This is a genomic window from Chitinophaga pinensis (genome assembly GCF_007896845.1).
Lineage (GTDB): Bacteria > Bacteroidota > Bacteroidia > Chitinophagales > Chitinophagaceae > Chitinophaga > Chitinophaga pinensis_C.
Genome location: NZ_VOHS01000023.1, coordinates 40,023 through 62,683, shown reverse-complemented (window position 1 = coordinate 62,683; position 22,661 = coordinate 40,023). Strand labels below are relative to the sequence as shown.

General features: G+C 45.3%; 19 protein-coding genes. 9 read left to right on the top strand and 10 right to left on the bottom strand.

The features are described 5' to 3' along the window. Positions 1-133: 133 nt before the first annotated feature. Complete coding sequence (locus tag FEF09_RS19910) at positions 134-1,474, bottom strand: DEAD/DEAH box helicase (RefSeq protein ID WP_146306728.1); 1,341 nt, start codon at positions 1,472-1,474, stop codon at positions 134-136. A 63-nt stretch (positions 1,475-1,537) separates the two neighbouring features. Further along, complete coding sequence (locus FEF09_RS19905) at positions 1,538-1,963, bottom strand: hypothetical protein (protein ID WP_146306727.1); 426 nt, start codon at positions 1,961-1,963, stop codon at positions 1,538-1,540. 207 nt (positions 1,964-2,170) lie between these two features. Between FEF09_RS19905 and FEF09_RS19900 the strand changes: the two genes are divergently transcribed. Beyond that, the gene (locus tag FEF09_RS19900; protein ID WP_146306726.1) at positions 2,171-3,529 is read left to right on the top strand and encodes a sulfatase; all 1,359 of its coding nucleotides are present in this window, start codon (positions 2,171-2,173) and stop codon (positions 3,527-3,529) included. Positions 3,530-3,560: 31 nt separating this feature from the next. Here FEF09_RS19900 and FEF09_RS19895 read toward each other — a convergent pair whose 3' ends face one another. Beyond that, a complete protein-coding gene (locus tag FEF09_RS19895; RefSeq protein WP_146306725.1) occupies positions 3,561-4,460 on the bottom strand; it encodes a glycerophosphodiester phosphodiesterase family protein in 900 nt (299 codons plus the stop codon). A 201-nt stretch (positions 4,461-4,661) separates the two neighbouring features. On the opposite strand from FEF09_RS19895, the gene FEF09_RS19890 reads away from it, so the two are divergent. Beyond that, the gene (locus FEF09_RS19890) at positions 4,662-5,195 is read left to right on the top strand and encodes a hypothetical protein (protein WP_146306724.1); all 534 of its coding nucleotides are present in this window, start codon (positions 4,662-4,664) and stop codon (positions 5,193-5,195) included. A 53-nt stretch (positions 5,196-5,248) separates the two neighbouring features. Continuing rightward, positions 5,249-5,473 carry a hypothetical protein gene (locus tag FEF09_RS19885; protein WP_146306723.1) on the top strand — a complete coding sequence of 75 codons (225 nt, stop codon included), beginning with the start codon at positions 5,249-5,251 and terminating at the stop codon, positions 5,471-5,473. 345 nt (positions 5,474-5,818) lie between these two features. On the opposite strand, the gene FEF09_RS19880 is transcribed toward FEF09_RS19885, so the two are convergent. The 4 genes from FEF09_RS19880 to FEF09_RS19865 all read right to left on the bottom strand — a co-directional run bounded on the left by FEF09_RS19880 (position 5,819) and on the right by FEF09_RS19865 (position 9,803). Beyond that, positions 5,819-6,736, bottom strand: a complete 918-nt coding sequence (locus tag FEF09_RS19880) for a c-type cytochrome (RefSeq protein ID WP_146306722.1) — start codon at positions 6,734-6,736, stop codon at positions 5,819-5,821. A 17-nt stretch (positions 6,737-6,753) separates the two neighbouring features. After that, positions 6,754-7,452, bottom strand: a complete 699-nt coding sequence (locus FEF09_RS19875) for a hypothetical protein (protein ID WP_146306721.1) — start codon at positions 7,450-7,452, stop codon at positions 6,754-6,756. Between the two features lie 171 nt (positions 7,453-7,623). Then, positions 7,624-8,412: an AraC family transcriptional regulator gene (locus FEF09_RS19870; protein ID WP_186774421.1), complete on the bottom strand. Its 789-nt coding sequence runs from the start codon at positions 8,410-8,412 to the stop codon at positions 7,624-7,626. A 47-nt stretch (positions 8,413-8,459) separates the two neighbouring features. Next, a complete protein-coding gene (locus tag FEF09_RS19865; RefSeq protein ID WP_146306719.1) occupies positions 8,460-9,803 on the bottom strand; it encodes an alpha-L-fucosidase in 1,344 nt (447 codons plus the stop codon). A 373-nt stretch (positions 9,804-10,176) separates the two neighbouring features. Here FEF09_RS19865 and FEF09_RS19860 point away from each other — a divergent pair, with 373 nt between their 5' ends. The 3 genes from FEF09_RS19860 to FEF09_RS19850 all read left to right on the top strand — a co-directional run bounded on the left by FEF09_RS19860 (position 10,177) and on the right by FEF09_RS19850 (position 14,451). Further along, positions 10,177-11,082, top strand: a complete 906-nt coding sequence (locus tag FEF09_RS19860; protein WP_146306718.1) for a lysophospholipid acyltransferase family protein — start codon at positions 10,177-10,179, stop codon at positions 11,080-11,082. A 61-nt stretch (positions 11,083-11,143) separates the two neighbouring features. Further along, entirely contained in the window at positions 11,144-12,151 is a 1,008-nt protein-coding gene (locus FEF09_RS19855; protein ID WP_146306717.1) for a fatty acid desaturase family protein, read from the top strand. 626 nt (positions 12,152-12,777) lie between these two features. Then, positions 12,778-14,451, top strand: a complete 1,674-nt coding sequence (locus FEF09_RS19850) for a C25 family cysteine peptidase (protein ID WP_146306716.1) — start codon at positions 12,778-12,780, stop codon at positions 14,449-14,451. 63 nt (positions 14,452-14,514) lie between these two features. On the opposite strand, the gene FEF09_RS19845 is transcribed toward FEF09_RS19850, so the two are convergent. From FEF09_RS19845 to FEF09_RS19835, 3 genes are all read right to left on the bottom strand, one after another. Next, on the bottom strand, positions 14,515-15,687 hold the full coding sequence (locus tag FEF09_RS19845; RefSeq protein WP_146306715.1) for a hypothetical protein: 1,173 nt from the start codon (positions 15,685-15,687) through the stop codon (positions 14,515-14,517). Continuing rightward, positions 15,684-16,661 (bottom strand): DUF2157 domain-containing protein, encoded by a 978-nt coding sequence (locus tag FEF09_RS19840; RefSeq protein ID WP_146306714.1) that lies wholly within the window; start codon positions 16,659-16,661, stop codon positions 15,684-15,686. The genes FEF09_RS19845 and FEF09_RS19840 overlap by 4 nt, the downstream gene beginning before the upstream one ends. A 126-nt stretch (positions 16,662-16,787) precedes the next feature. Next, the gene (locus FEF09_RS19835) at positions 16,788-17,321 is read right to left on the bottom strand and encodes a hypothetical protein (protein ID WP_146306713.1); all 534 of its coding nucleotides are present in this window, start codon (positions 17,319-17,321) and stop codon (positions 16,788-16,790) included. 138 nt (positions 17,322-17,459) lie between these two features. Between FEF09_RS19835 and FEF09_RS19830 the strand changes: the two genes are divergently transcribed. The 3 genes from FEF09_RS19830 to FEF09_RS19820 all read left to right on the top strand — a co-directional run bounded on the left by FEF09_RS19830 (position 17,460) and on the right by FEF09_RS19820 (position 22,457). Next, on the top strand, positions 17,460-17,759 hold the full coding sequence (locus FEF09_RS19830) for a protease inhibitor I42 family protein (RefSeq protein WP_146306712.1): 300 nt from the start codon (positions 17,460-17,462) through the stop codon (positions 17,757-17,759). A gap of 259 nt (positions 17,760-18,018) precedes the next feature. Then, the gene (locus FEF09_RS19825) at positions 18,019-20,466 is read left to right on the top strand and encodes a PKD domain-containing protein (RefSeq protein WP_146306711.1); all 2,448 of its coding nucleotides are present in this window, start codon (positions 18,019-18,021) and stop codon (positions 20,464-20,466) included. A 32-nt stretch (positions 20,467-20,498) separates the two neighbouring features. Beyond that, entirely contained in the window at positions 20,499-22,457 is a 1,959-nt protein-coding gene (locus FEF09_RS19820; RefSeq protein WP_146306710.1) for a gliding motility-associated C-terminal domain-containing protein, read from the top strand. Positions 22,458-22,661 lie beyond the last annotated feature (204 nt).

Below are 22,661 nucleotides of genomic sequence, written 5' to 3'. Positions count from 1 at the left end.
AGGACTCACGAATTAAAGACTAAACGATTTTCACAGTAACTATCTGCTGAACTATTTTGATGGCATACAAAAAGAGGCGTCCGCTTATTGCAGACGCCTCTTTTATATTATAGCATGCTAATTCGTAATTAATTTATCTTTTCCTCTTTGGTTTCGCACCTCTTGTTTTCGGCTTACCATACTTCAGCTTCATCTTATCCGCATGACGGATCTTCACATTCACCTTTTTATTCTTTGCTGATTTCTCATGGAAGGCAGGTCCTGCTTCATCTTTGCTGGGCAGTTTGATAAGGAAGTTCTTCATTTTCACCTGTGGCTTTTCGTCTTCCGTCAGCACATCAGAGATCACCAGTTCTTCCGGTAAAGGCAATACAGGGATCTGATAATTCATCAGAGCCTCGATATTGTCTTTGTTTTCCTTTTCCTGTGGTTTGGTGAACAGGATGGAATTACCTTCTTTGTCAGCACGACCGGTTCTTCCGATACGGTGCATATAACTTTCGGGTACTTCCGGTGTATCAAAACTGATTACATGCGACACTTCTGCGATATCAAGACCTCTGGCAATGATATCGGTAGCGATGATAAAGCGGTAGCTACCGTCTTTAAATTTATTCACTGTATTGAAACGGTGATTCTGTGCTTTATTGGAATGGATCACACCTGCCTGTTCGGGGAACTTAGTCTCCAGTTGCTCATACAGGTCATTTGCCATTTCTTTGGTAGCGACAAACACCAGCACCTTGTTCATTGTGCTGTCTTTCGCCAGCAAGAGTTCGAGGAGGTTTACTTTTGTATAGAAGTTCGGCACATCATAAGCGGACTGGCTGATATTCTTCAATGGAGTACCAGCGGGTGCTGCTTCGACGGTCGCAGGGGCGTTGAAGTGTGTTTGTATCAGCTTTTCCACGTCTTCTGTGATAGTAGCAGAAAACAGGAGGTTTTGTCTTCTGACAGGCAGGAGGTCAAGGATACGTTCTACCTGCGGACGGAAACCCAGGTTCAGCATTTCATCCATCTCATCGATGACGATCCTCTTAATAGCCTTGAGTTTCAGTGTACCGCTCAACACGATATCCACCAGACGGCCCGGAGTCGCTACGACTACATCGAGTTTACCGGAGGCGATCTCCATTTGCGGATTCATATTCACACCTCCGTAAAAACCGGCTATTTCCACGCTCATATAGGGTGTCAGCTGTTTAACAGCGTCCACCACCTGTACTACCAGTTCACGGGTAGGTACCAGAATAAGTAATTGCGGAAAGCGTTCTTTGGAGAATTTAAACTGTCGCAGACAGGGCAACAGATAAGCAAAAGTCTTTCCCGTACCAGTCTGGGCAATGCCACATACATCCTGCCCGGACATCACTACTGAGAACACCTTTTGCTGTATGGCCGTAGGCGTTTTGTAGCCCAGGTCTTCCAGTGCATTAAGTAAAGGTCTGCTCAGGTTTAAGTCATCAAAAGTCATAATACTGATAAAAATGAACGGCAAAGGTACTGCTAATCCTGCACATTCATTGCCTGACGGGCATTATCTGTCAAACCGGAGCCAGGACGGGAAGTATTCTTCGAGGAAAGCAGCGCCTGCTCTTGCCCTGAGACGGGCACTTAGCAGCTGTAATATGACCAGTAATCCGGCGGTGATTGCCAGCGCCACACAACAGTATACACCGGCAGGGATGTCCCGGGCATACAGGTACATATTATATTCTTCTGTATTCATGAGCAGGAACACTACGGCGCCTGCAGCATATGTAAAGATGATGGTCAACAAGGATTTGCCGATCCGCAGCCAGTAACGGTCTTCTTTAGAGGACAACAATTCCGCAAGATTCACCAGTAAAAGGGTAAAAGACAAACCATAGGTAAAGATCCACCCCTGATAAATAGTTTTCCGGTCCGCTTCCAGCAGACTACTCTTGAAACCTAGATAAAGTACGTTGTTCGGGATCATCATTGTTAACCAGTAAATTATGCCAAAACACACAACAATGCCGATATAAGGAAGAAACCCGCGGAATGCCATCAGGGAAATATTATTTTAAAGCAAATATATTAATATAAGTATATATATTCTTATACCAGCCATCCCGAAGTTATACAGAACTTATCCCGATTTTTATATCTTGTCCGTTCCGTTTTTAGTTTAAAAATCATGTTACCGATGAGAATCAGACGCTTAAGTGCCATGGTTGCGCTGTCTTGCTTTCTGGCAGCTCCACTATTTGCGCAGCAACAGAAAAGGCCGAATGTACTTATAATTTACACAGATGACCAGGGCACTCTGGATGTGAACTGTTATGGTGCAAAGGATCTGTACACCCCTAATATTGACCGCCTCGCCAAAGAAGGGGTTCGTTTTAGTCAATTCTATGCAGCGGCTCCCGTATGCTCGCCTTCCCGTGCTTCCCTGCTGACGGGCAGATATCCGCAGCGTGCGCAACTGGATAATAATGCGCCCAGCGAAGAAGGACATGCCGGAATGCCGGGAACGCAGTATACAATGGCGGAAATGTTTAAAGATGGCGGCTATACGACGGCGCACATCGGTAAATGGCATATCGGTTATTCACCGGAAACCATGCCGAATCAACAGGGATTTGACTATTCCTTTGGCTTTATGGGTGGTTGTATAGATAACTATTCACATTACTTTTATTGGGCTGGTCCTAACAGACATGACCTGTGGAGAAACGGACAGGAGATCTGGGAAGATGGAAAGTTCTTCGCTGACCTGACAGTACAGGAGGTAAACGGATTTCTGGAGAAAAATAAGCGGGCTGACAAACCATTCTTCCTGTATTGGGCCATCAATATGCCTCACTACCCTTTACAGGGACAAGAGAAATGGAGACAATATTATAAAGACCTGCCGGCACCACGCAGGATGTATGCCGCCGCAGTATCCACCATGGATGAGAAAATCGGACTGGTATTGAAACAGCTGGATCGCCTCGGACTGGCGGAAAATACAATTGTCGTATTCCAGTCCGATCAGGGACATTCTACAGAAGACAGAAGCTTTGGCGGTGGCGGTTTTACCGGTCCGTACAGAGGTGCGAAATTCAGTCTGTTTGAAGGCGGTATACGCGTACCCGCTATTATCCGGTGGACGGGCCATTTGCCTGAAAATGAAGTACGTGATCAGCTATGTGTGAATATAGACTGGTATCCTACACTCGCCGGACTGTGTAAAGTGGCTTTACCTCAGCGGAAGATTGACGGAAAAGATATTCAGCAGGTGATCACTTCTCCGAAGACCGTCTCACCCCATGACATATTCTTCTGGCAGTCACAAGGTACAAATGAGAATCCGCAGTGGGCCGTAAGACAGGGTAACTGGAAACTACTGCATAATCCCTCTGGTGCAAAGAAAACCGAAACAGGACCTGATGAGCTTTTCCTCGTGAATCTGCAACAGGATACAGCAGAAATGAAGAATCTGACGGCACAGCATCCGGAGATTGTTTCTTCCCTGAGAGAGCAATATCTGAAATGGATCAACGAAGTCGCACAACAATAACAAAGGGGGCCGTTTGAGCCCCCTTCTTTTTTTATGGCTGTTGATAGCGACCCACTATCTTTATCAGTCTGTCCGGATAATCAGTGATGATACCATCCACTTCCATGGACATCATCTTCTCCATGTCAGCCGGTTCATTCACCGTCCACGGCAACACTTTTATCTTCTTTTCATGCGCTTCCTTTACCAGCTCAGGCGTTACCATCAGGTAATAAGGACTGTAAATAGCCGGTGTGAATCCCAGCTTCTGCAGATTGTCTGTCAGATTCTCTTTGTTCATCACCAGCAATGCCAATACCTGTTTAGGATCTGTCTTATGAATCACCTGTAAGGTACGCGGGTCAAAAGACTGTATAGTGACTCTGTCTGCAATTTTCTTTTTCTTTATCACATCCATGACCATACCAGCAAATATGACTGGTTTAGGATGGAGCTTGTCATCCCCTTCCGGAGAACATTTTGTTTCGATATTATAGTTAACCGGTTTCAGGTGATGCTTTTTGACATAAGCTTCCACGCTATCGATCAGATCAGACAATAAAGGTTTATACGCCTTCATCTTTACCTGTTCAGGGAATTTCGCATAAGGCTTAATGCCTGCATCAAACTTACGGATACTGTCATAAGTCATGGTGTACAGCGCATATTGTTTTTCTTCCGCTTTCTGAATATCCGAGCCATCAGGTTTGCGGATAAACTCTGACGACATGAACACATCATGCGATACAACTACTTTTTTATCTGAAGAGATCACACAGTCCAATTCAAGCGTTCTCACACCCAGATCAATGGCGTGTAACATAGCGGGAATAGTATTTTCAGGCATTAATCCTCTGCCTCCGCGATGGGCCTGCACATCAGTTTTCTGTTGTGCACAAACATTTGCTGTGAATAATACAGCGACTAATGGTAAAAGAATGGTATGTTTCATCGACATGCTATTATTAAGGCAAGTTGATACTTTCAGCAAGAAAATTAAAATTATCTTAATGTTAAGAGAATCTACAATAATTTTTTGAGAGTTGAATTTTCGTATGTATTTTAGTGTCTGCTGCGGATGCAGTAAGCTCTCACTAATTGAATACTCCAACAATCATTTTGTTTTTCGTTTGTTAATCTTAACACTTTCGTTATGGGGAGTAAGTCATTCTATGACCTTGATTATATCATTGAGTTAAATGAGCAACGGCTGGAACAGTATGCGGTTGCATTGCAAAAGAATATGGACAAGTTCACTACGTTATTAGTGTTGTATTCTGCATTTTGTATTTTTCTGATTCCCTTGTGTCAAAAATTGTTTATTGAGAAGGTCGTGCGGGATGTTGAGTTTTATTGGGCATTTTATGGGTTTGGGGGATTATTTGCGGTGTCGCTGATATTTGCAGTATTACAGATGCTGCCGGAGAAATTACTATTACTATCTACGCCGGAAACATACTATAAATTCCTAAAATTCCTGTATCAGACACTGGGACTTCCGCCAGACATAACAGACATACAAATTAAATCCAGTTACATCGAAGATCTGGAAAAAATAATTGAAACAAGAAAGCGCAAACTGAAACGCGCAACAACATTTTACCACTTTGCTTTTTACTTAGCCATTACTGCTTGCATTCCTTACCTATATTGCATTTGGGAGTATATAAATCTCGATAAAAAGTAGTTATTTGCGTCTCATATTTACATAGCATTCTTAACTTTTAAAAAACACAAAATATGTTCTGGAAAAGAAAAAAGAAACACAAAACACTCGATGAGCGAGCTGTCAGGAATTTACTATTTAAACTACCGGGTGCTGACAATGGTATGATTATACCTGCACCTGGTATATTAGGAGTAGAACTTATGTGGGGATTTATTCCTTACAAAAAGCAACCCAAGTCAATAGCTGAGATCCTGCTGGAAAAACTTCTTGAGGAAAAGAGAAAAGCGCAGCAATGAATCGCATCTTATTATCCCGTTAACACCAATCATATGTGGATAAGAGCACCAAAACAATCGATAAACGCGTACTTAAAGTCTCATTTTCTAATTACCCGGTAATGATGTCAACAAACAATTCCTTCTGATAACCTGATCAGCAGATTACATCGGGATTTGTGCCTGACAGATAGCAGAAAAAGACTATTGCGCAAATTATGTGTGAGCAATTCATGGAGGAGGAAAAGAAAAGCGGGACGCTGAACAATCTAATAGTTAACAACAAAATTGTGTAAGGAAAACAAAAACAGCGCAAAATCCAAAATAACAACTAAATAGCAGGAAGCACTAACCACTCAACAGCAGTTAGTGCTTCTTCCTGCTTTTCACAATCACCCCAAATGGACCATACTTATGCTGCACAGCAGAAAATGTATCCGCAAACGGAGCTGTCGCAACATCAGGGGGCTTCGTGTTAAGATCAGGCCAGTCCTTCTCAAACAATTTCTCTGTCCTCGGCTGCGAATTTACAAACGCTGCCACATCCCAGGCCTCTTCATCTGTCAGCCGTGCATTATTCAATGGCATATTCGCTTTAACATATCCGGCAAATTTTGACAGTCTGAAAATACCTGCGCCATTATTATAGCTATGCGGTCCCCATAGCGGAGGATAAACATATTCTTTTGTCAGGGAATCATACTTTCCGGTTCCATCTGTACCATGACATTCCCGGCATTTATTGTCAAATACCAGTCTGCCTTTTGACGTATCAGCCGCCCGGAGCAAATAGGGCAGCTCTCTGATACCACTGCCGGGCGGCTTAGCGCCATTATTCACTGTCATTCCCACCCATTCGATATAGGCAATCATTGCCTGCATCTCATGACTATTTCTATCAAGTGGTGATCCGTTCAGACTTCTTATTAAGCAGTCATTGATACGCTTATCCAGCGATTCAATGCTTCCGCTTCTTTCCCGGTAACGGGGATAGTTCGCCGCTGTTGCCGCGAAATTATTGCCCATAAACTTTGTACCCGCCTCCAGATGGCAATTCTGACAATTCATCCCGTTACTGATGGTGGCGACTTTACCCTCCGGACCTAAATACATCGCTGTATGCACAATCAATTCCCTTCCATACCGGATCAGCTCTCCGGATGTATTATGAGGAATATTGACTGTATCAGGCGCCGTCCAGACATGTTCCCCCCGCTTACAGGAAACAGCCATTACACTGCCTGCTACTACGCAGCCAAACAATAAGGGGATCCCAAAACGCATAGCCTATGATTGACGGATCAACCAGCGAAACAATACGAACAGTTCTTTTCCTGTGCACGACCAATCGCCCATACACCAGATGGTACAACCTGTACACCCGGTAAGATACCGGCCATCCAGTCTTTCTTTACTTCTTCTGCTCCGATGCCCATTTGCTGTGCAACAACAGCACTATATACAGTCAGGGCAACATTGCAAACACAGAACATCACACCACTCTCCTGCAGTTCATTGATACCAATAGCGACATTGCCCACACCCGGCACTTTAAAATCACCCGGTTTAGGCTGCCAGAAAGGATTTCTGGTAGCAGGCGCTTTCGTCATCGGATCATCTGCCTTAAATACTTCACCAAATTTGTATTTGGCCCATAAGTCATCTTTCATAGCATAAGGAATCGCGTCATGACGCAATACGACTACCACGCCACAATCCTTTTCAGGGACGCCGGTAGCTTCGTTAGTGAGTAAAAAGACGCGCGCCCAGGCAAATGGCATGATCTCATGCGGACGGGGAACATCGATAATGATGCGGTGTTTGCCTTTGATCCTGTTGATCCAGGCATCTGGATCCTCGCTATTGTCTGTTGTGGAGACAGCAGCTGTTGCAGCTTGCAACGGTAATGAGGAAAGCACGGGTAAACCTAAAGCTGTTACGCCCAGCATCATTTTACCCAGAAAGTCACGGCGGTTCGTAAACAGGTCAGCATTTTCCATGTGTACAATTTTTATATCAGTTCAGTTGTGGCATAACGAAAAACCAGCCCGATGGGGTTATATTGTTGGTATTCTGGAATACGGCCGGTTACATGTGAAGTATAAACAGAAGTGCTCTTATGACAAAATTAGGAAAGTAAAGTACGGCAGTATCGGATAAAAGTGACAATTTTAACCGATGGCCTGCTCGAATGACGAAGGCGTACCGATATAAGCACCCGGCAGACAACCGGCAAAGAAATGGAATTCATTGATGAAATGCGTCTGATCGCAATAACCACAGTCCTGCGCCAGTTTAGCCCAGCACAATTGCTTTTCTTTTTCTATGCAGGCAATCGCTCTTCTGAAACGGATAATGCGGCAGAACATTTTCAGATGCAGCCCTGTCTGTGTCAGAAAGCCCCGTTCGAGTGTACGCTTTGTCTGAAATGTAGCTGCTTCCAGCTGACGGATAAGCACATTTCCACCTGTATGCAAAATGACGCGCACGGCCTCGCGTATACTCCCGGCAGATCGTTTTTCACATTTTAAACAGGCAGATAATAAAGTATTAAGCAGGGTCCGCATGCTTTGTGTATCCTTACATTGCGACAGTTGCTGTTGTATATGATCCAGCTGCAAAATATCCTCAAACAAATGACTACCGCTACCGGCAACACCCTGTATGGCGAGTATTTTCATCCGGGGACTTATCCTGAAAGACAGAGATTGATGATGTGGGGGAATGAGCAGGTGTCGTAGTAAATATTCACCTGTCTGTTTGTTTTGTATAGTATGCGTTTCGCTCAAATTAAGCAACAGGAAGGGATGTACTTGTGGTAATAGCATATAGTCCCGGTTGACAGGATCCGGAAAATCAGCCTGCAGGACAATATAGGCATGTATATGGTCCTGCAGCTGATTATCAGGCTGCAGATATTCTTTGCTGAACATACCGCTTTTCGGATCGGAAACTGACATAGCAGGCATTCTCTGCCTAAAGGTCGCCAATTCCCCTGATATTCTATTTATTTCGCACCATCAAGCGTGCTTTGTTTATAGCTGTTAATAAGGGGACGATACTTCACATTTTCGATCTTTATCACTACCGGATTGGGCCATTTTCTATCAGTATAAAAACGTTGTCCGTTTACAGCGCTGATCAGTAATCCCACAGGTGTTGATTGTGAATAAATGCCCGCATCAAACCCTTCCTTGTATTCTACCAGCTCACTGGCATAGCCCAGAATGGATACTTTCGTTTGCGGATTACCTTCCAGAGTACGAAGCACCAGTTCCTTGCGCTCACCATATTTCCAGTCTTTTCCACCTGGTACAAAAGCGTATACGGTACTCGTATCTTTTCCACGGGTGAACCAGACATTTCCTTCCCGGGCGATATTCCAGGGTCTTACGCCATGTACAGATTCTCCGTTTGCAAGGTTCCAGAGGGCCAGTTCACGCAGCAGGGCTTCCTGCTCTATCTGTATCTCCCCGTCCGGTTTAGGTCCTACATTCAGCAGCAGGTTCCCTCCTTTTGCGCGGGTTTCGATCAGCATATTGATCATTTCTGTACCTGATTTCTGTGGATCGTTAGTCGGCTTATATTGCCAGTCTGTTCCCATGGTAAAGCAAGCTTCCCATGGACCGGGCATGATCGCCTCCGGCAATTCCTGTTCGGGCGTGTTCATTTGTCCGCGGGTGACTACAATATCCGGTTGCAGTTCCCATGCGTATTCTTTCAAACCTTCCGCCGGACCATCAAAAAAGATAAAATCGATCTTTCCGTAGTTGGTCAGCAGTTCTTTCAGTTGAGATTTATCATATGCCATCAGACCCGGATTCTTTTCCGGGAAATGTTGTGGCAACTGCATTCTGCCAATGGGCACTTTATGTTTGTAGAGGTAATAAAAGTCCTCCGGAGAGAAATACACACCAATAGCAATACCCTGTTTACGGAATGCATCGAAGATTGCGCGGGTTGCATCCTTTTTAAAAGGGGTGTTCATGATATTGAAGGGCGTCGTTTTGGTATCCCACATACAGAAGCCGGCGTGGTGTTTGGCGGTAAAGACGACGTACTTCATACCAGCCAGTTTTGCGAGTACGGCCCAGTCATCCGGATTGAATTTATGCGGATTGAAGGTTTTGGGCAGTTCGGTAGTAAAACGTTCCAGATATTCATCAGAAGCGCCTGCCATGGAATGGCTGATCACCGCGCCCACCTGTACATCCACACTCCAGTGAATGAACATGCCTAAACCGAGGTCCATAAACCATTTTTCCTTTGCGGGGTCATTCGCTGTTTTTTGTGCGCTTGCATACATACACACGACAAGGCAGGAAGCTGCCAGAAAGATTCGTCTCAACATATTTTGTTCACTTTTGGCTGAATGATAATAATACACAGAAATGTCAGTAAGTGCAAGTGCTCAATCCGGGCCGCTACAATGATTTTCAATGTTATAGGGGTATCTGGCATATTTACCGTTAAATAACTATCAACATCCGGTAAAATTGGTGAACTGAGAGGAAATGCCCTGTATTGCACAAAAGTGCTGTAAATCAGGGTCGAAAACCATTCGCAGTGAGATGTACTACATTGGTCACTGCAGGGCTGCTGGGGACTGGTCTTCAGGACAATACAGATAATTTCGCCGGACTGGTAGATAGAAATTAACATTTTATATCTATCACACTTAAATACATTGCTTTATATTTACATTTAATTGTATTTTTGAACTAATGCTGACTTATTATATCCTACTTCCGTTTATCTACATGATTTCCCTATTACCGTTTCCGTTATTTTACGGACTCTGTGATGTGATGTTCGTGTTGCTGTATTATGTAATCGGCTACCGCAAGAAAGTCGTGTTACAGAATCTGCAAAATGCTTTTCCGGAAAAGTCTGCTAAGGAAATTGAAAAGATCCGCCGCCGTTTCTACCGTTACTTCTGCGATCTATTACTGGAAACATTCAAAACGCTGACTATTTCCAGAGCGGCTGCTATCAGGCGTTGTAAACTGACGCCGGAAGCACAGGCGCTGTTTGACCGCTATGCAGCTGAGAACAGAAGCATTATGATCGTGATGGGCCATTACGGCAACTGGGAATGGGCAGGTAACACGTTCAGTCTGCAGGGTAAACACCACCTCTACGTAGTATATCATCCACTCAGCAATAAATATTTCAACGGACTGATGTATCGTATGCGTACGCGCTTCGGTACAGGTCTGATTGCTATGAAAGATACTTTCCGTGACATGGTCGCGCACAAAAACGAACTGGATGCGACAGCATTTATTGCTGATCAGACGCCGGCTCCTACCAGTGCTTACTGGACCAATTTTCTGAATCAGGATACGCCTGTATTTCAGGGTACGGAAAAGATTGCCCGTAAAATGAACTATCCTGTGGTGTATGTACATGTACAGCGGGTAAAACGCGGCTATTACGAGATTTCCGCACGCACGCTTTTCGATCAGCCATCTGCTACAAAGGATGGTGAAATCACCACCGCACATACGCAGGCACTGGAGCAGGATATCTGCGCACATCCTGAATACTGGCTGTGGAGTCACAGAAGATGGAAACACAAACGCCCTGTGCCGGCAAAAGAATCCACCGTCGCAGAGCCAGCCATATAACAAATAAGAAAAACCTGCGACATCAGATAAGAAGACATCTACACCACATTTATTACTATCAATGCTAACTGGAAAACAATTAATCCTGGCAACCAAGCCATATGCGAAAGAAACTAAGTGGAAAAGCTGGTATTATACGCTTTCCACCGCTGCTGTCCTCATCGGTCTTTTTGCCTGTACAGCTTTCTTACCGTCACTGTTTCTGCGTATACCGTGTAGTATACTCACCGGTCTGGTGATTGTGCGCATGTTTGTCATATATCATGATTTTCAGCATCATACCATTCTTTACCAGTCGAAAGCGGCAAATGTGCTGTTTAGTGCTTTTGGTATATTTATACTGGCGCCTGCCAGCATCTGGAAGCGTTCGCATGATTATCACCATGCGCACAATTCCAAGCTGTTCACCGCCAGCATCGGTTCTTTCCCGATCATGACACAACAGAAATTTCAAGAGTCTACTCCTGCTGAAAAAAGGGCTTATCTGGCTGCACGTCATCCACTGACCATTTTATTTGGCTATTTCAGCATGTTTATGATAGGAATGAGTGTAAAATCATTTACCAGCAGCCCTTCCCGTCATATGGACTCCCTGCTGGCGCTGGTGCTTCATTTCACGATGGGTACCCTGCTGTACATCTATATGGGCTGGTTGAGTCTTCTCCTGTTACTGATCATTCCATTCTTTATCGCCTGCGCTATCGGTGCTTATCTATTTTATGCGCAGCATAATTTCCCGGGTGTTACTTTCAGAGATAAAGAAGGCTGGTGCCACGATAACGCGGCAATGGCTTCTTCCAGCTATATGCAGATGAATGCTTTCTGGAAATGGGTGACTGGTAATATCGGGTATCACCACATTCATCACCTGAATTCACGTATTCCGTTCTACCGCCTTCCGGAAGCAATGGAAGCGATTCCTGAGTTGCAGCGTGCAAAGACCACTTCACTGTCTCCAAAGGCTATTCTGGCCTGTCTGAGACTGAAAGTATGGAATCCCGATATCAATAAAATGACCGCATTGGGAGAAGTAAGCACTACTCCTGTGAGTTATGAGCTAAGAGCCTGATACAGGCAATAAAATATACCGGTTCCTTCCGGCATTAAAAGACAGATCTCTCCGATCTGTCTTTTTTGTTTTTAGCAGATGCTGAAAGTGTAAACCTATATCAGGACTATACCTAATGCCGTTCGGGTATATGAGATAATTGCAGGATAAGCCGTAGATAACCCGTATATAAGCCGTATATAAGCCATTCTTATAGATACGGATTATATACGGCTTATATACGGGTTATCTATGGGAACACAATGATTTATAATATATTACAAAGCGAGACTACATAAAGCCAGTGATAGTTTGTGCTGAATCCCCTCTGAAAGACTAAAAAATGGAATAGACACGAAGTAAATACGGCTTATATACGATGCATCACCGGGACATCTATACCAGAACAACATTACAAGAGATACTTTTTCTTCAGATCAGGGCAATGATCTATTTTTTATATAAGTCATTGTTCATTGATCCTTTGTTGAGGAACGAAGGATCAATGAAGGATATACATAGCATGACTTCAGCTTCATCATATTCAGGTATAAATACCTGGCCTTTTCAGGTACTTTCTACACCGGTTCTCCTCTTACCTGCATTTACCTTTGTTATCATCGTTTAACCTCCAAAACAACCCCAAAATGTCTAAAGAAAAGAATGGCCGCGCATCGGCCGCTGAAAAACAATCCCTTGTTGACGTACAACATATCCGTACGCAGGTGGTGCAGGACAGAACCCTCTTCAACCTTGATGCTGTAGGCCGTAACTACAAACTGGGTCAGGCATATAAAAGCGTTCGCAATCTAAAGCTGACCGATAAGAATAATATTCAGCTGAAAACATATACTGAATACCTGCAACTGTATAAGAAATTTCTGGACCTGACACCACTGATCGAAGAAAAGCCACGTCCCTCCTATCCTTCCGGAGAAAGTTATCTGAATACCTATAGTCTGCTGCGTTTTCCCCGCGGCAAGGTGCTGGTAATGGTACATGCAGATATCTTTACACAGGTACAGGACCGTGTAAACAGATATGTACTTGATCTGGGACGTGATGGTTTCTGGGCAACCATTCATGTTGTAAAAGGTGGTAAGCCTGCCTATATCAGGAATTATATCCGTAGTAAATCACCCGCAGGTGTTGTAATGACAGGCGCTATTCCTGTGGCGTGGTTTGAAATGGATGATGATTTCTACGGTGCACATGCCGAGTTTCCGTGTGACCTTTTCTACATGGATACCAATGGTACATGGACAGACGCTGATGCCGACGGTAAATACAATGCGGTTAGCGGCGATGTAAGTCCGGAGATATGGGTAGGACGCATCTGGACACCTACTTCCAACGGTAACGATGTAACATTGATCAATAACTATTTTGACCGCAATCACCTGTTCCGTACCGGCGGACTGGGACATTCCCGTTCTGCATTGGCCTATGTGGAAGACGACTGGACAGGATTTGATGATTGTGAAATGGATCTGATGACTCCTTCTGCCTATATTACCAAATACACTAATCCTGACATTACAGATGCTGATCTGTATAAAACAGAGATCAACCGTACCCGTTCATTTGTACAGCTCTGTTCTCATTCATCTCCGCATGTACACTCTTTCCGGATACCTTCTGAGGGTACTACGGAATGGATAGACCGGTCTTATTTCAGGGATGAGCGTTGTCCGAATGCTAATTTCTTCAACCTGTTCTGTTGTAGTACTGCCCGTTTTACAGAGAATGATTATCTCGGTGGATGGTACATCTTTGATAAAAGTGGTGGCGAGACCAATATGGGTCTGACAGTAGTAGGCAGTACCAAAACGGGATCGATGTTATTCTTTGCTGATTTCTATGAGCCTATCGGCAAGGGTAGTTGTATCGGACAGGCAATGGTACAGTGGTGGCAGGCACGTGGTGCCGATCATGATCTGGGAGAAAGACAATGGTTCTATGGTATGAGCATTCTGGGCGATCCTACGCTGACATGGTGGAAGGGGGCCGTTCCCAGACTGCAGGAACCTGCGGAAGGTGCTGTTTTCAATCATTATCCACGCACACTTACATTTCGTTGGTTACCGGTGAATATCCCCGGAGCTACGTACTCGCTGGAAGTAGACGCCTTTGGTGCCATCAACGCCGGACAATGGGCGGCACAATCGTTCCGTAGTTTCGGTGTGTATCACAATATTACAGGTACTTCTTTCAACCACAGTTTTGTTGGTGCGCAACCGGGCCGCTGGCGTGTAAGAGCGAAAGTGGGCGACCGCTATTGCGCATGGTCTGAATGGTCTTATTTCCGTTTCACCATCTGATAATAACCCACAAGCCGACAAATACAAGGTGACCGCTCCGAAAGGGAAACGGTCACCTTTCTTTTAATATTCTCCGGAGGCACCACCACCACCGCCGGTACCACCACCAAAATTATACTGATCCGGTTGAGGCGAAGGTGTATGACTCATTGTTTGTGCGATTATCAGTGATTCTATCTGCACTGCTTCCATCATATTTCGTTCTTGTGCAGAATCGGCGGTAAAGCCGTTACGGGGCACTTTCAGATAACGTATTAATCCGTAGGCAACAGCGATCATTGTCAGTCCGCCGACAGTCATAGCTACTTCCAGCGGCGCTACGCTATGATAATAACGGATGGTATACACCATCGCGGCGATCAGCAGTAATCCGATACCGATCAGTATGCGGTCTTTTCTACGGATACCGAGATAGATGTACAACAATGGCAAAACCACTGTCAATATCCAGAAGATCCAGCCGCCGGCAATATCCTGCCCTTCCTGCAGATCGAGGTTGAACATCTCGATACTCAACTCTCTCACTACAAAATAGTTACCACCGAGGTATAGTGTAATCAGAGACACTCCCTGCAACACCTGTAAGCAGGCCTTATAATGCCGGTATGTGTGGATCTTTGATAGTTTTAAACTTACAATATATACCCCCAGTGATATTAACATCACTGTAAAAGGAACAACGATCTTTCCGGGAGTACCCATGTATGCAAGTACAGAAAACAGTAATGCCAGCAGTGATAAATGTGCCACGATACTCATTCCCACATCTGCGAAACGCAGTACGAACAAAGTGGACAATATCAGAGTAACCAGACAATAGCCCCATGGATTACCTTCCGCATTTGCAGCAAGTATCACACCTCCGAGGATAAAGCCACCGGCAATCCATATCAGAGCAGCATCGGCACCGGACTTATAATGTTTCTTGTCCCGCACCATGAATTCTGCTATCGCATACGAGCCGATTCCAAAAAAGAAACAGAGCACAGAAAACGCTTTCTCACTCATGGCGCTTACCATGATCAGACAAAAAAGTCCGAACGAGAACTGCATGATGATGGTGGTCAATATAAAGATACCAATCCGCATATAGGGATTGGGTGTGTAGAGATCTACCGGATAAGCAGCTTTCACGGCTTCCAGCTCTTCAGGCGTGATGAAGGCTCTTTCTTTGGCATTTTCAGCCTGTTCCAGTATATCGCGGTTGTCTAAAGATTTACTGTTATATGCGATCATGCTTTTTTCAGTTTTTTGTTCAGTTTCACGAGTAAGATCACGAAGGCAATAGCCGATACGATGAAGTATAATAATCCGGCGTAGATAGCACCGATATCATCTATCTCTATTAACAACTGGACTAATACATAGCTCAACCCGACATAAGCATAAAGGGTGATGATCAATGCGAAATAGAAGGATTTATGTTTGATGGCCTGTGATATAAACAGGGCTACGGCGCCTACAAGCAGGAAGCTCCAGAGTGCGATAGCACCATCAAAAGCGGTAAACAGACCTGCCAGCGTCGCAATAAGAAATACGTTTACACCGAAGTTACTATAAGTAAAAGTGAAGTGTGCTTTGATATGTTTGTATTTACTCACTGCAGCGGCACCCACCAGCATAATTCCCAACAGTAGTCCGCTGTAGATCAAAGGCATACTACTGAAATCATTCTCTGTCAGCAATTGCAAAGGCGTCACTGTTACTCCCATCCACGCAGCAAGGTTGGTAATAGCCATACTCAGTACCCCGAGATGGTCGAAGTAATACGCGGCGCAGAACAGGATGGCCATCGGGATAAAGGTCGCCATACCATAGCGCGTACCAAATACATTGTACTGTACCTGTAAATAAGTGATAAAGGTGATCAGCAGTAAACATCCTAACAGGAGGATGTAGTCGAAAAGGACATTCGGTGCAGGTACTTTCTCTCTCGAAAACGGCAACTTGTGTTTCAGACAATAGTAGAAACAGCCCGCACATGCGAGAGCTATTGCAAGGAGAATGACCTGATGGCCGATCGTATCAATATTCTCATATACGAGAATACCTAATCCACCGCTCAATAGCAGTACGCCGAGGTAGAGGATGGTTTTAAGTTCCCAGTGTACAGAAAATAGCCTGTGCGCGGTGACTGTCCGGATCTTTTCTGCAGATGTTGCGGAGATAATACCTTCTTTTTGAAGTCGTTCAAACAATTCTTGGTCCATAGCATTCAAATGACCCGGGAAAATATAACAAATAATTCATATTGACAAAGATTCCCCGCAAAAGAAACGGGCTGTCGCCGGAGTGGATACCGGCGACAGCCCGTCAGCTGAGCAGATGTTATATCATTAATTACCCCAGGTCACGTTGATGTTATGTGCTTTGGCGTAAGCTTTTCCTTCGTTGGTCAATTTGATAAACAGCTCTTCAAAGTGCGCTGCATATTTGTTATCGATTTCCAGTGCCAGGGCGGCGATATCTTCTTTGGATCCGCCGCTGTCGCACAGTTTCGCCAGTGCTGTATATTCATTCTGATAAACCGGCAATACATATTCATGTAAAGCGATAGAGGTCTGCAGCATCTCTTTTGTTTCATCGGTCTGCTTCAGCGCCTTGATATCTTTCAGTGCTTTCGCGATATACTTTGCTTTGCTGTCTACCATGGTGAACGCCTGATTCTTAGCGGTATCACCCTTTACACCTTCGTACTTAACGGTAGTAGCGATAAGCATTCTTGTAAAATTCTCACTGGCGAAGTCATTAAACATATTGGTATTGAGTACTGCCCTGTCAAAATAATTTTCGGGGGTGGGGTTTGTACATGCGGTAAAAGCCAGGAATAAACCCAGGACGAACATGTACATGATGTGTTTTGCTTTCATGTTGGCTTTTTTAAACGGGCGAAAGGTAGCAATTATCGTTCCATAAGCTGTTGCAACAGCCTGATTATCTTTCTGGCCTGAAGATTGCCACAATTATAATTGTACTGTCATCCTCAATTTCCATTAAAACCTGCAATTATGGAAACCGAATCTAAAAAGATAAAACAAGGGACTTCTTTACCTGTTATTCTGCCCGGTCTTGGTACTGCCGGCTTCCAGTGGTTTTATCAGATCAGCAATACGGCATGTGTAGAAGTCAGCCCGCACGACGAGGAGGCAGACGCCATCCGGCTGGAAGCACGTATTAATAATGAAGAGTCCTTTGTAATCAACGGGAAAGAACCGGGACAGGCGACTGTCACCTTTGAGCAGCGCCGCACCTGGGAAAAAGAGGGGCCTGCTATTAATTCCAGAAGATTCGAAATAACTGTCATCTGACCTGTTTTTGGGAATTTTCTTTTCTAAAACCTGCCATCTTCAGACCCCGATAGCTGTAAAAACAGTCTATCCCTTACCTGTTTTAATTATTGAAATAAAAAATATATATTCCCTCACCCACCCATTTCTCTCATCTCCGAGTATTTACCTGTGAAAGTTAACTGTTGCTGGCGGATGCTTCCTTCAGGGGCCTCCGTAATTGTGCATGGCTATAAGCCTATACCCTGCCAATTTATTGACCGAAATCTAACGACCGTTCATGAAGCGCATCTTTACTATTACCCTATTATTGTCCATCTACACCAGCACGCAGTTATTGTATGCACAGACCTTTACACCGATCGCAGTGACAGGTTATAATGCAGACATTGTAGCAGAAGCAGGTACTGATGCGGTGGCGGTAACGTCTACCGTGATCGATGGCAGCAACCACATACTGCATACCCAGTCATTCGCAGCTACTAATGGTATCGGTGGCGGGATCGTTGACAACGGCACGTTCGTCAGCGGCACCCGTACTTACCAGATGAACCCTTACACGGCTGTCAATGCCTTATACCTGTCCGCCAATGGCAATGTGGCCAATTCACTGGCAGCAGGTACGCTCACATTCGCCACTCCGGCCATGTACAGTAAGCTCAGTATTCTGGCCTTTGGTACAGAGAACAACAGTACTGTTATTGTTACACTCAACTTTACCGATGGCACATCGGCCAACGCCGGTACCTTACAGATCAAGGACTGGTTCTTTGGAACACCTTTTATCTTCAGTGGCATGGGACGTCTCACCCGGACGACGACTTCACCGACAGTAGACGGATTGCCTACCGAGCCACGTATGTATTCCTTTGATTTCAACATTCCCTGTGCAGACCAGTCGAAGCTGGTCAGGTCTGTTTCATTCCTGTATGTACAGGGACCGAATATCAGTTCGCGGGCACTGATTGTCGGTTTATCAGGCGTATCCTTTACCCCTTTGACCTACACCAGTACCAAAACTGATGCTGTCTGCGGAGGCGCCAGCGGCAGTATTGCTGTTACAGCCACCGGCGGCACACAACCGCTCTCCTACAGTTGGAACACCACGCCGGTCCAGACTACACCTACAGCAAGCGGACTGGCTGGCGGTACGTATACATTGGCTATCAGGGATGCCAATAACTGCGTGACCAATGTGACTGAAACGGTTGAGATGTTATCTACTACTACACTTACTGCCAGTGCTATGCCCACACAGATCTGTGCCGGCGAGACATCAACGCTCAGTGTCACAGCCAGTGGCAGTGCGGTCAGTAACTATTCATGGACACCGGGAACAGGAACAGGAAACAGTATTACGGTGACGCCGACAGATACTACATCTTATATTGTATCCGCACAGGATGGCTTTGGCTGTATAGTCAGAGATACGGTCGAAGTAGCAGTTAAACCTACACCTGTTGCCGATTTCAATGTTTTACCAGATACCGTTTGTCTGGGCACCGGCAACACGCTGACTTTTACGGGTACGGCAGGACCAACGGCTACCTATAACTGGCACAACTTTGCAGGAGCCACTGTACAAAGCGGTACGGGCGCCGGTCCTTATGATATCCGTTTCAATGCAGCAGGACAATATCCGGTACAACTACAGATCACGGCAGACGGATGTGTGTCAGCCATGGCGACACATAATATTGTGGTGTCACAGCCACCCATTGCCTCGTTCACTGTGAGTAAAACGCCGATCTGCGCAGGAGAATCCACTACCATCACTTATACAGGTACCAATAGTCCGGATGCAGTACCTACCTGGAACTGGGGAGGCGGCGCCGTAAGAAGCGGTACTGGTTATGGTCCATATACGATCACTTATGAACGGAACGGCACAATTACTTTTTCCATACAGGATGGAGTATGTGCTGATACGGCGGTGCCGGTAGCCATTACCGCTATCCCGATACCGGTACCAGATTTCTCAACGGATCTGACAACGGCATGCGCCCCACAGGAAATCAACTTCACAAATCTTTCACAGCTGGCGGACAGCTACACATGGACCCTCGGCAATGGTACACAGTCCAATGCAACAGATCCGGTATGTAACTATACAGTGCCCGGTACCTATACTGTTTCGCTGACTGCCAGTGCACAGGGATTATGTACAAGAACCATTACAAAGACAGCTCTGATCAACATACTGACACCGCCCGTAGCTGCATTCAGCGCAGCTCCCGGAGAGAATGTACCAGTAGAATTCAAGAATGGCACTTTTACGTTCAATAACACCTCTGAATTTGCAGTGAACTACAGCTGGGATTTCGGAGATGGCAATTCCGCCGATACGGAAGATGCACAGCATAAATATGAATTACCCGGCAGCTATAGAGTAACCCTTTACGCAGCAAATGAGATCGGCTGTACTGATAGCATCAGCCATGCATGGTATATCGTAACGCCCGACCTGATACTGGAAATTCCGAACGCATTTAGTCCGAATGGAGACGGGATCAATGACACATGGATTGTTGATGGTCTGAAAGCAAGGCCAATGGCTACAACAGAAATCTATAACCGCTGGGGCCAGATCGTATTTACAGGCATCGGTTATACCCCATGGGATGGTACCAGACGTGGGCAGCCACTACCAGTGGGCACTTATTATTATGTCATCAAAACATCGGCAGACGAGAAGCCCTACACAGGATGGGTGGCGCTGCTACGGTAATAAATTTAGTATCAACCAAAAATACCAATTGAATGAAACGTGTTCTAATTGTTGCCTCCATGCTGGTAATATGTGCCTGCAGGCTATATGCACAAACCTATACGCCTATAGCTGTAACGGGTTACAACAATGATGGTGTTGCAGAAGCAGGCTTAAACGCTACAGCCGTAACCACTACAGGTCTGGATATCCAGGAAAAGATCCTGTATACTTTTGATTTTGCCGCGCTTAACAGTCTGGATGCGGGTATACCCAATGATGGTCTTTTCTCCACGGGCTTACGTACTTACCAGATGGCCGATTATACCGGCAACAACGTATTGTATATGTCTAAAAACGGAGGTGTCGCATTAACTACAGGTTTAGACACCCTGACGTTTGTTACACCCGGCGCGTACAGTAAGATCAGTTTTCTCTGTTATTCCACAGAGCAAAGCAGCACGGTGTCCATTACCTTTAATTATACTGACGGTACACATTCCGTTCCTGATACATCTACCATCCTTGACTGGTTTGGTGGTACCAATCCTGTTTTTGACAGCTATGGCCGTATCAAAAGACAGGCAGCAGGCCCTTATAGTGTAGAAGGGCTCTCTTCAAATGACCCGCGTATCTATTGTATCGATATTGCTCCTGCCTGTGAAAATCAGGCAAAGGATATTGAATCTGTTACCATCAATTATGTACAGAGCGGCGATCCTGGCAATAGCTCAAGAGCGGTGTTTCTGGCAGTGTCCGGTCAGGCATATGTACCCATTGCAGTAACTACTGAAGTAACCAAAGCTACCTGTGGTAATAGTGATGGCAGTGTACAGGCGACAGCTTCCGGCGGTTCTTTCCCTCTGAGCTATTCCTGGAATACTACGCCGGTACAGACAACAGAAACCGCTACCGGTGTGGCAGCGGGTACCTATACGCTGACTGTAACTGATGCGAATGGTTGTCCGGCGGATTTCACCGCAGATGTCAGTGAGGAATCCATGATCCTGCTGAAGGCACTGGCCAAACCGGGCGATATCTGTACGGGTACTGACACAAAGGTCTGGGCGATTCCGACAGGTGGACGTATGCAGTCCTATACCTGGGAACCGGGTACCAGAACCGATTCCAGTTTCACGATTTCACCTGATACAACAACGACATTCAAGCTGACAGGTGTTGATGAAAATGGATGTAAAGTGATAGACAGCATCAAGATCACCGTGACTAAAAAACCTGATGCTCCACTGGTAACACCGGTGACGCTTTGTCCGGATAGTACAGCAACCCTGAATATTACCAACGCCAGCACGCCATTTACTTACAACTGGTACACCTTCCCATCAGGAGGCAGTGTGACCGGTACAGGCGCAACATATGAGACGCCGGCGATCACGGCAGAAACGACGTGGTATGTAGAGGCGGTGAATGGTCCATGTGCAAGTGACAGGACAGCTGTAACGGTCACACCGTTTGACAGAGCGGCTACTCCCGTAGTAAAAGCAGGTACGATTACAGCTACTGGCGTGACCTTTACCTGGGATCCTGTACCCGGAGCTACCGGTTATCTGGTATCTGTAGATGGTGGCACCTATATTGCGCCGAGCAGTGGTAATACAGGCACTACTCACCTTGTGAGCGGTATTACGAATCAGCAGTCTATCAATATCAAGGTAATTGCACTCGGTCCTCAGGCATGTCAAAACAGTCTGCCGGGACTGGCCAGCGCCAAACCTAAACCGGGCGAGATCTTTATTCCAAACGCCTTCACACCGAATGGTGACGGTAAGAATGACTATTTCAAGCCGGAGGGTACCTCTATTGCTGCGATTGAGATGAAAGTGTTTAATCAGTGGGGAGAGCTGATTTATCAGACAAATCAGCTGACCGGATGGAACGGAACTTATAATGGTAAGTTACAGCCATCAGGCGTGTATAGCTATACTGTCAGAATTACGATGACGGATAAGACCAGTGTGGTTAAAAAAGGAGCCATCAATTTGTTACGATAAACCTGCAACAGACCCGTTTTATTCCAGGGGTTGTCCGCCGATGGCGGACAACCCCTTTCTATTACCCGGAAATATGCACCCGATCCTTTGAAAAAGACAACTATTGAATTAAATAGTGAAAAAACCGGCGGCAAGGCATTCAGATGATACACACATAAATATATACTTATCAATCACTTAACAAAAATACCAGCTATACTCCGA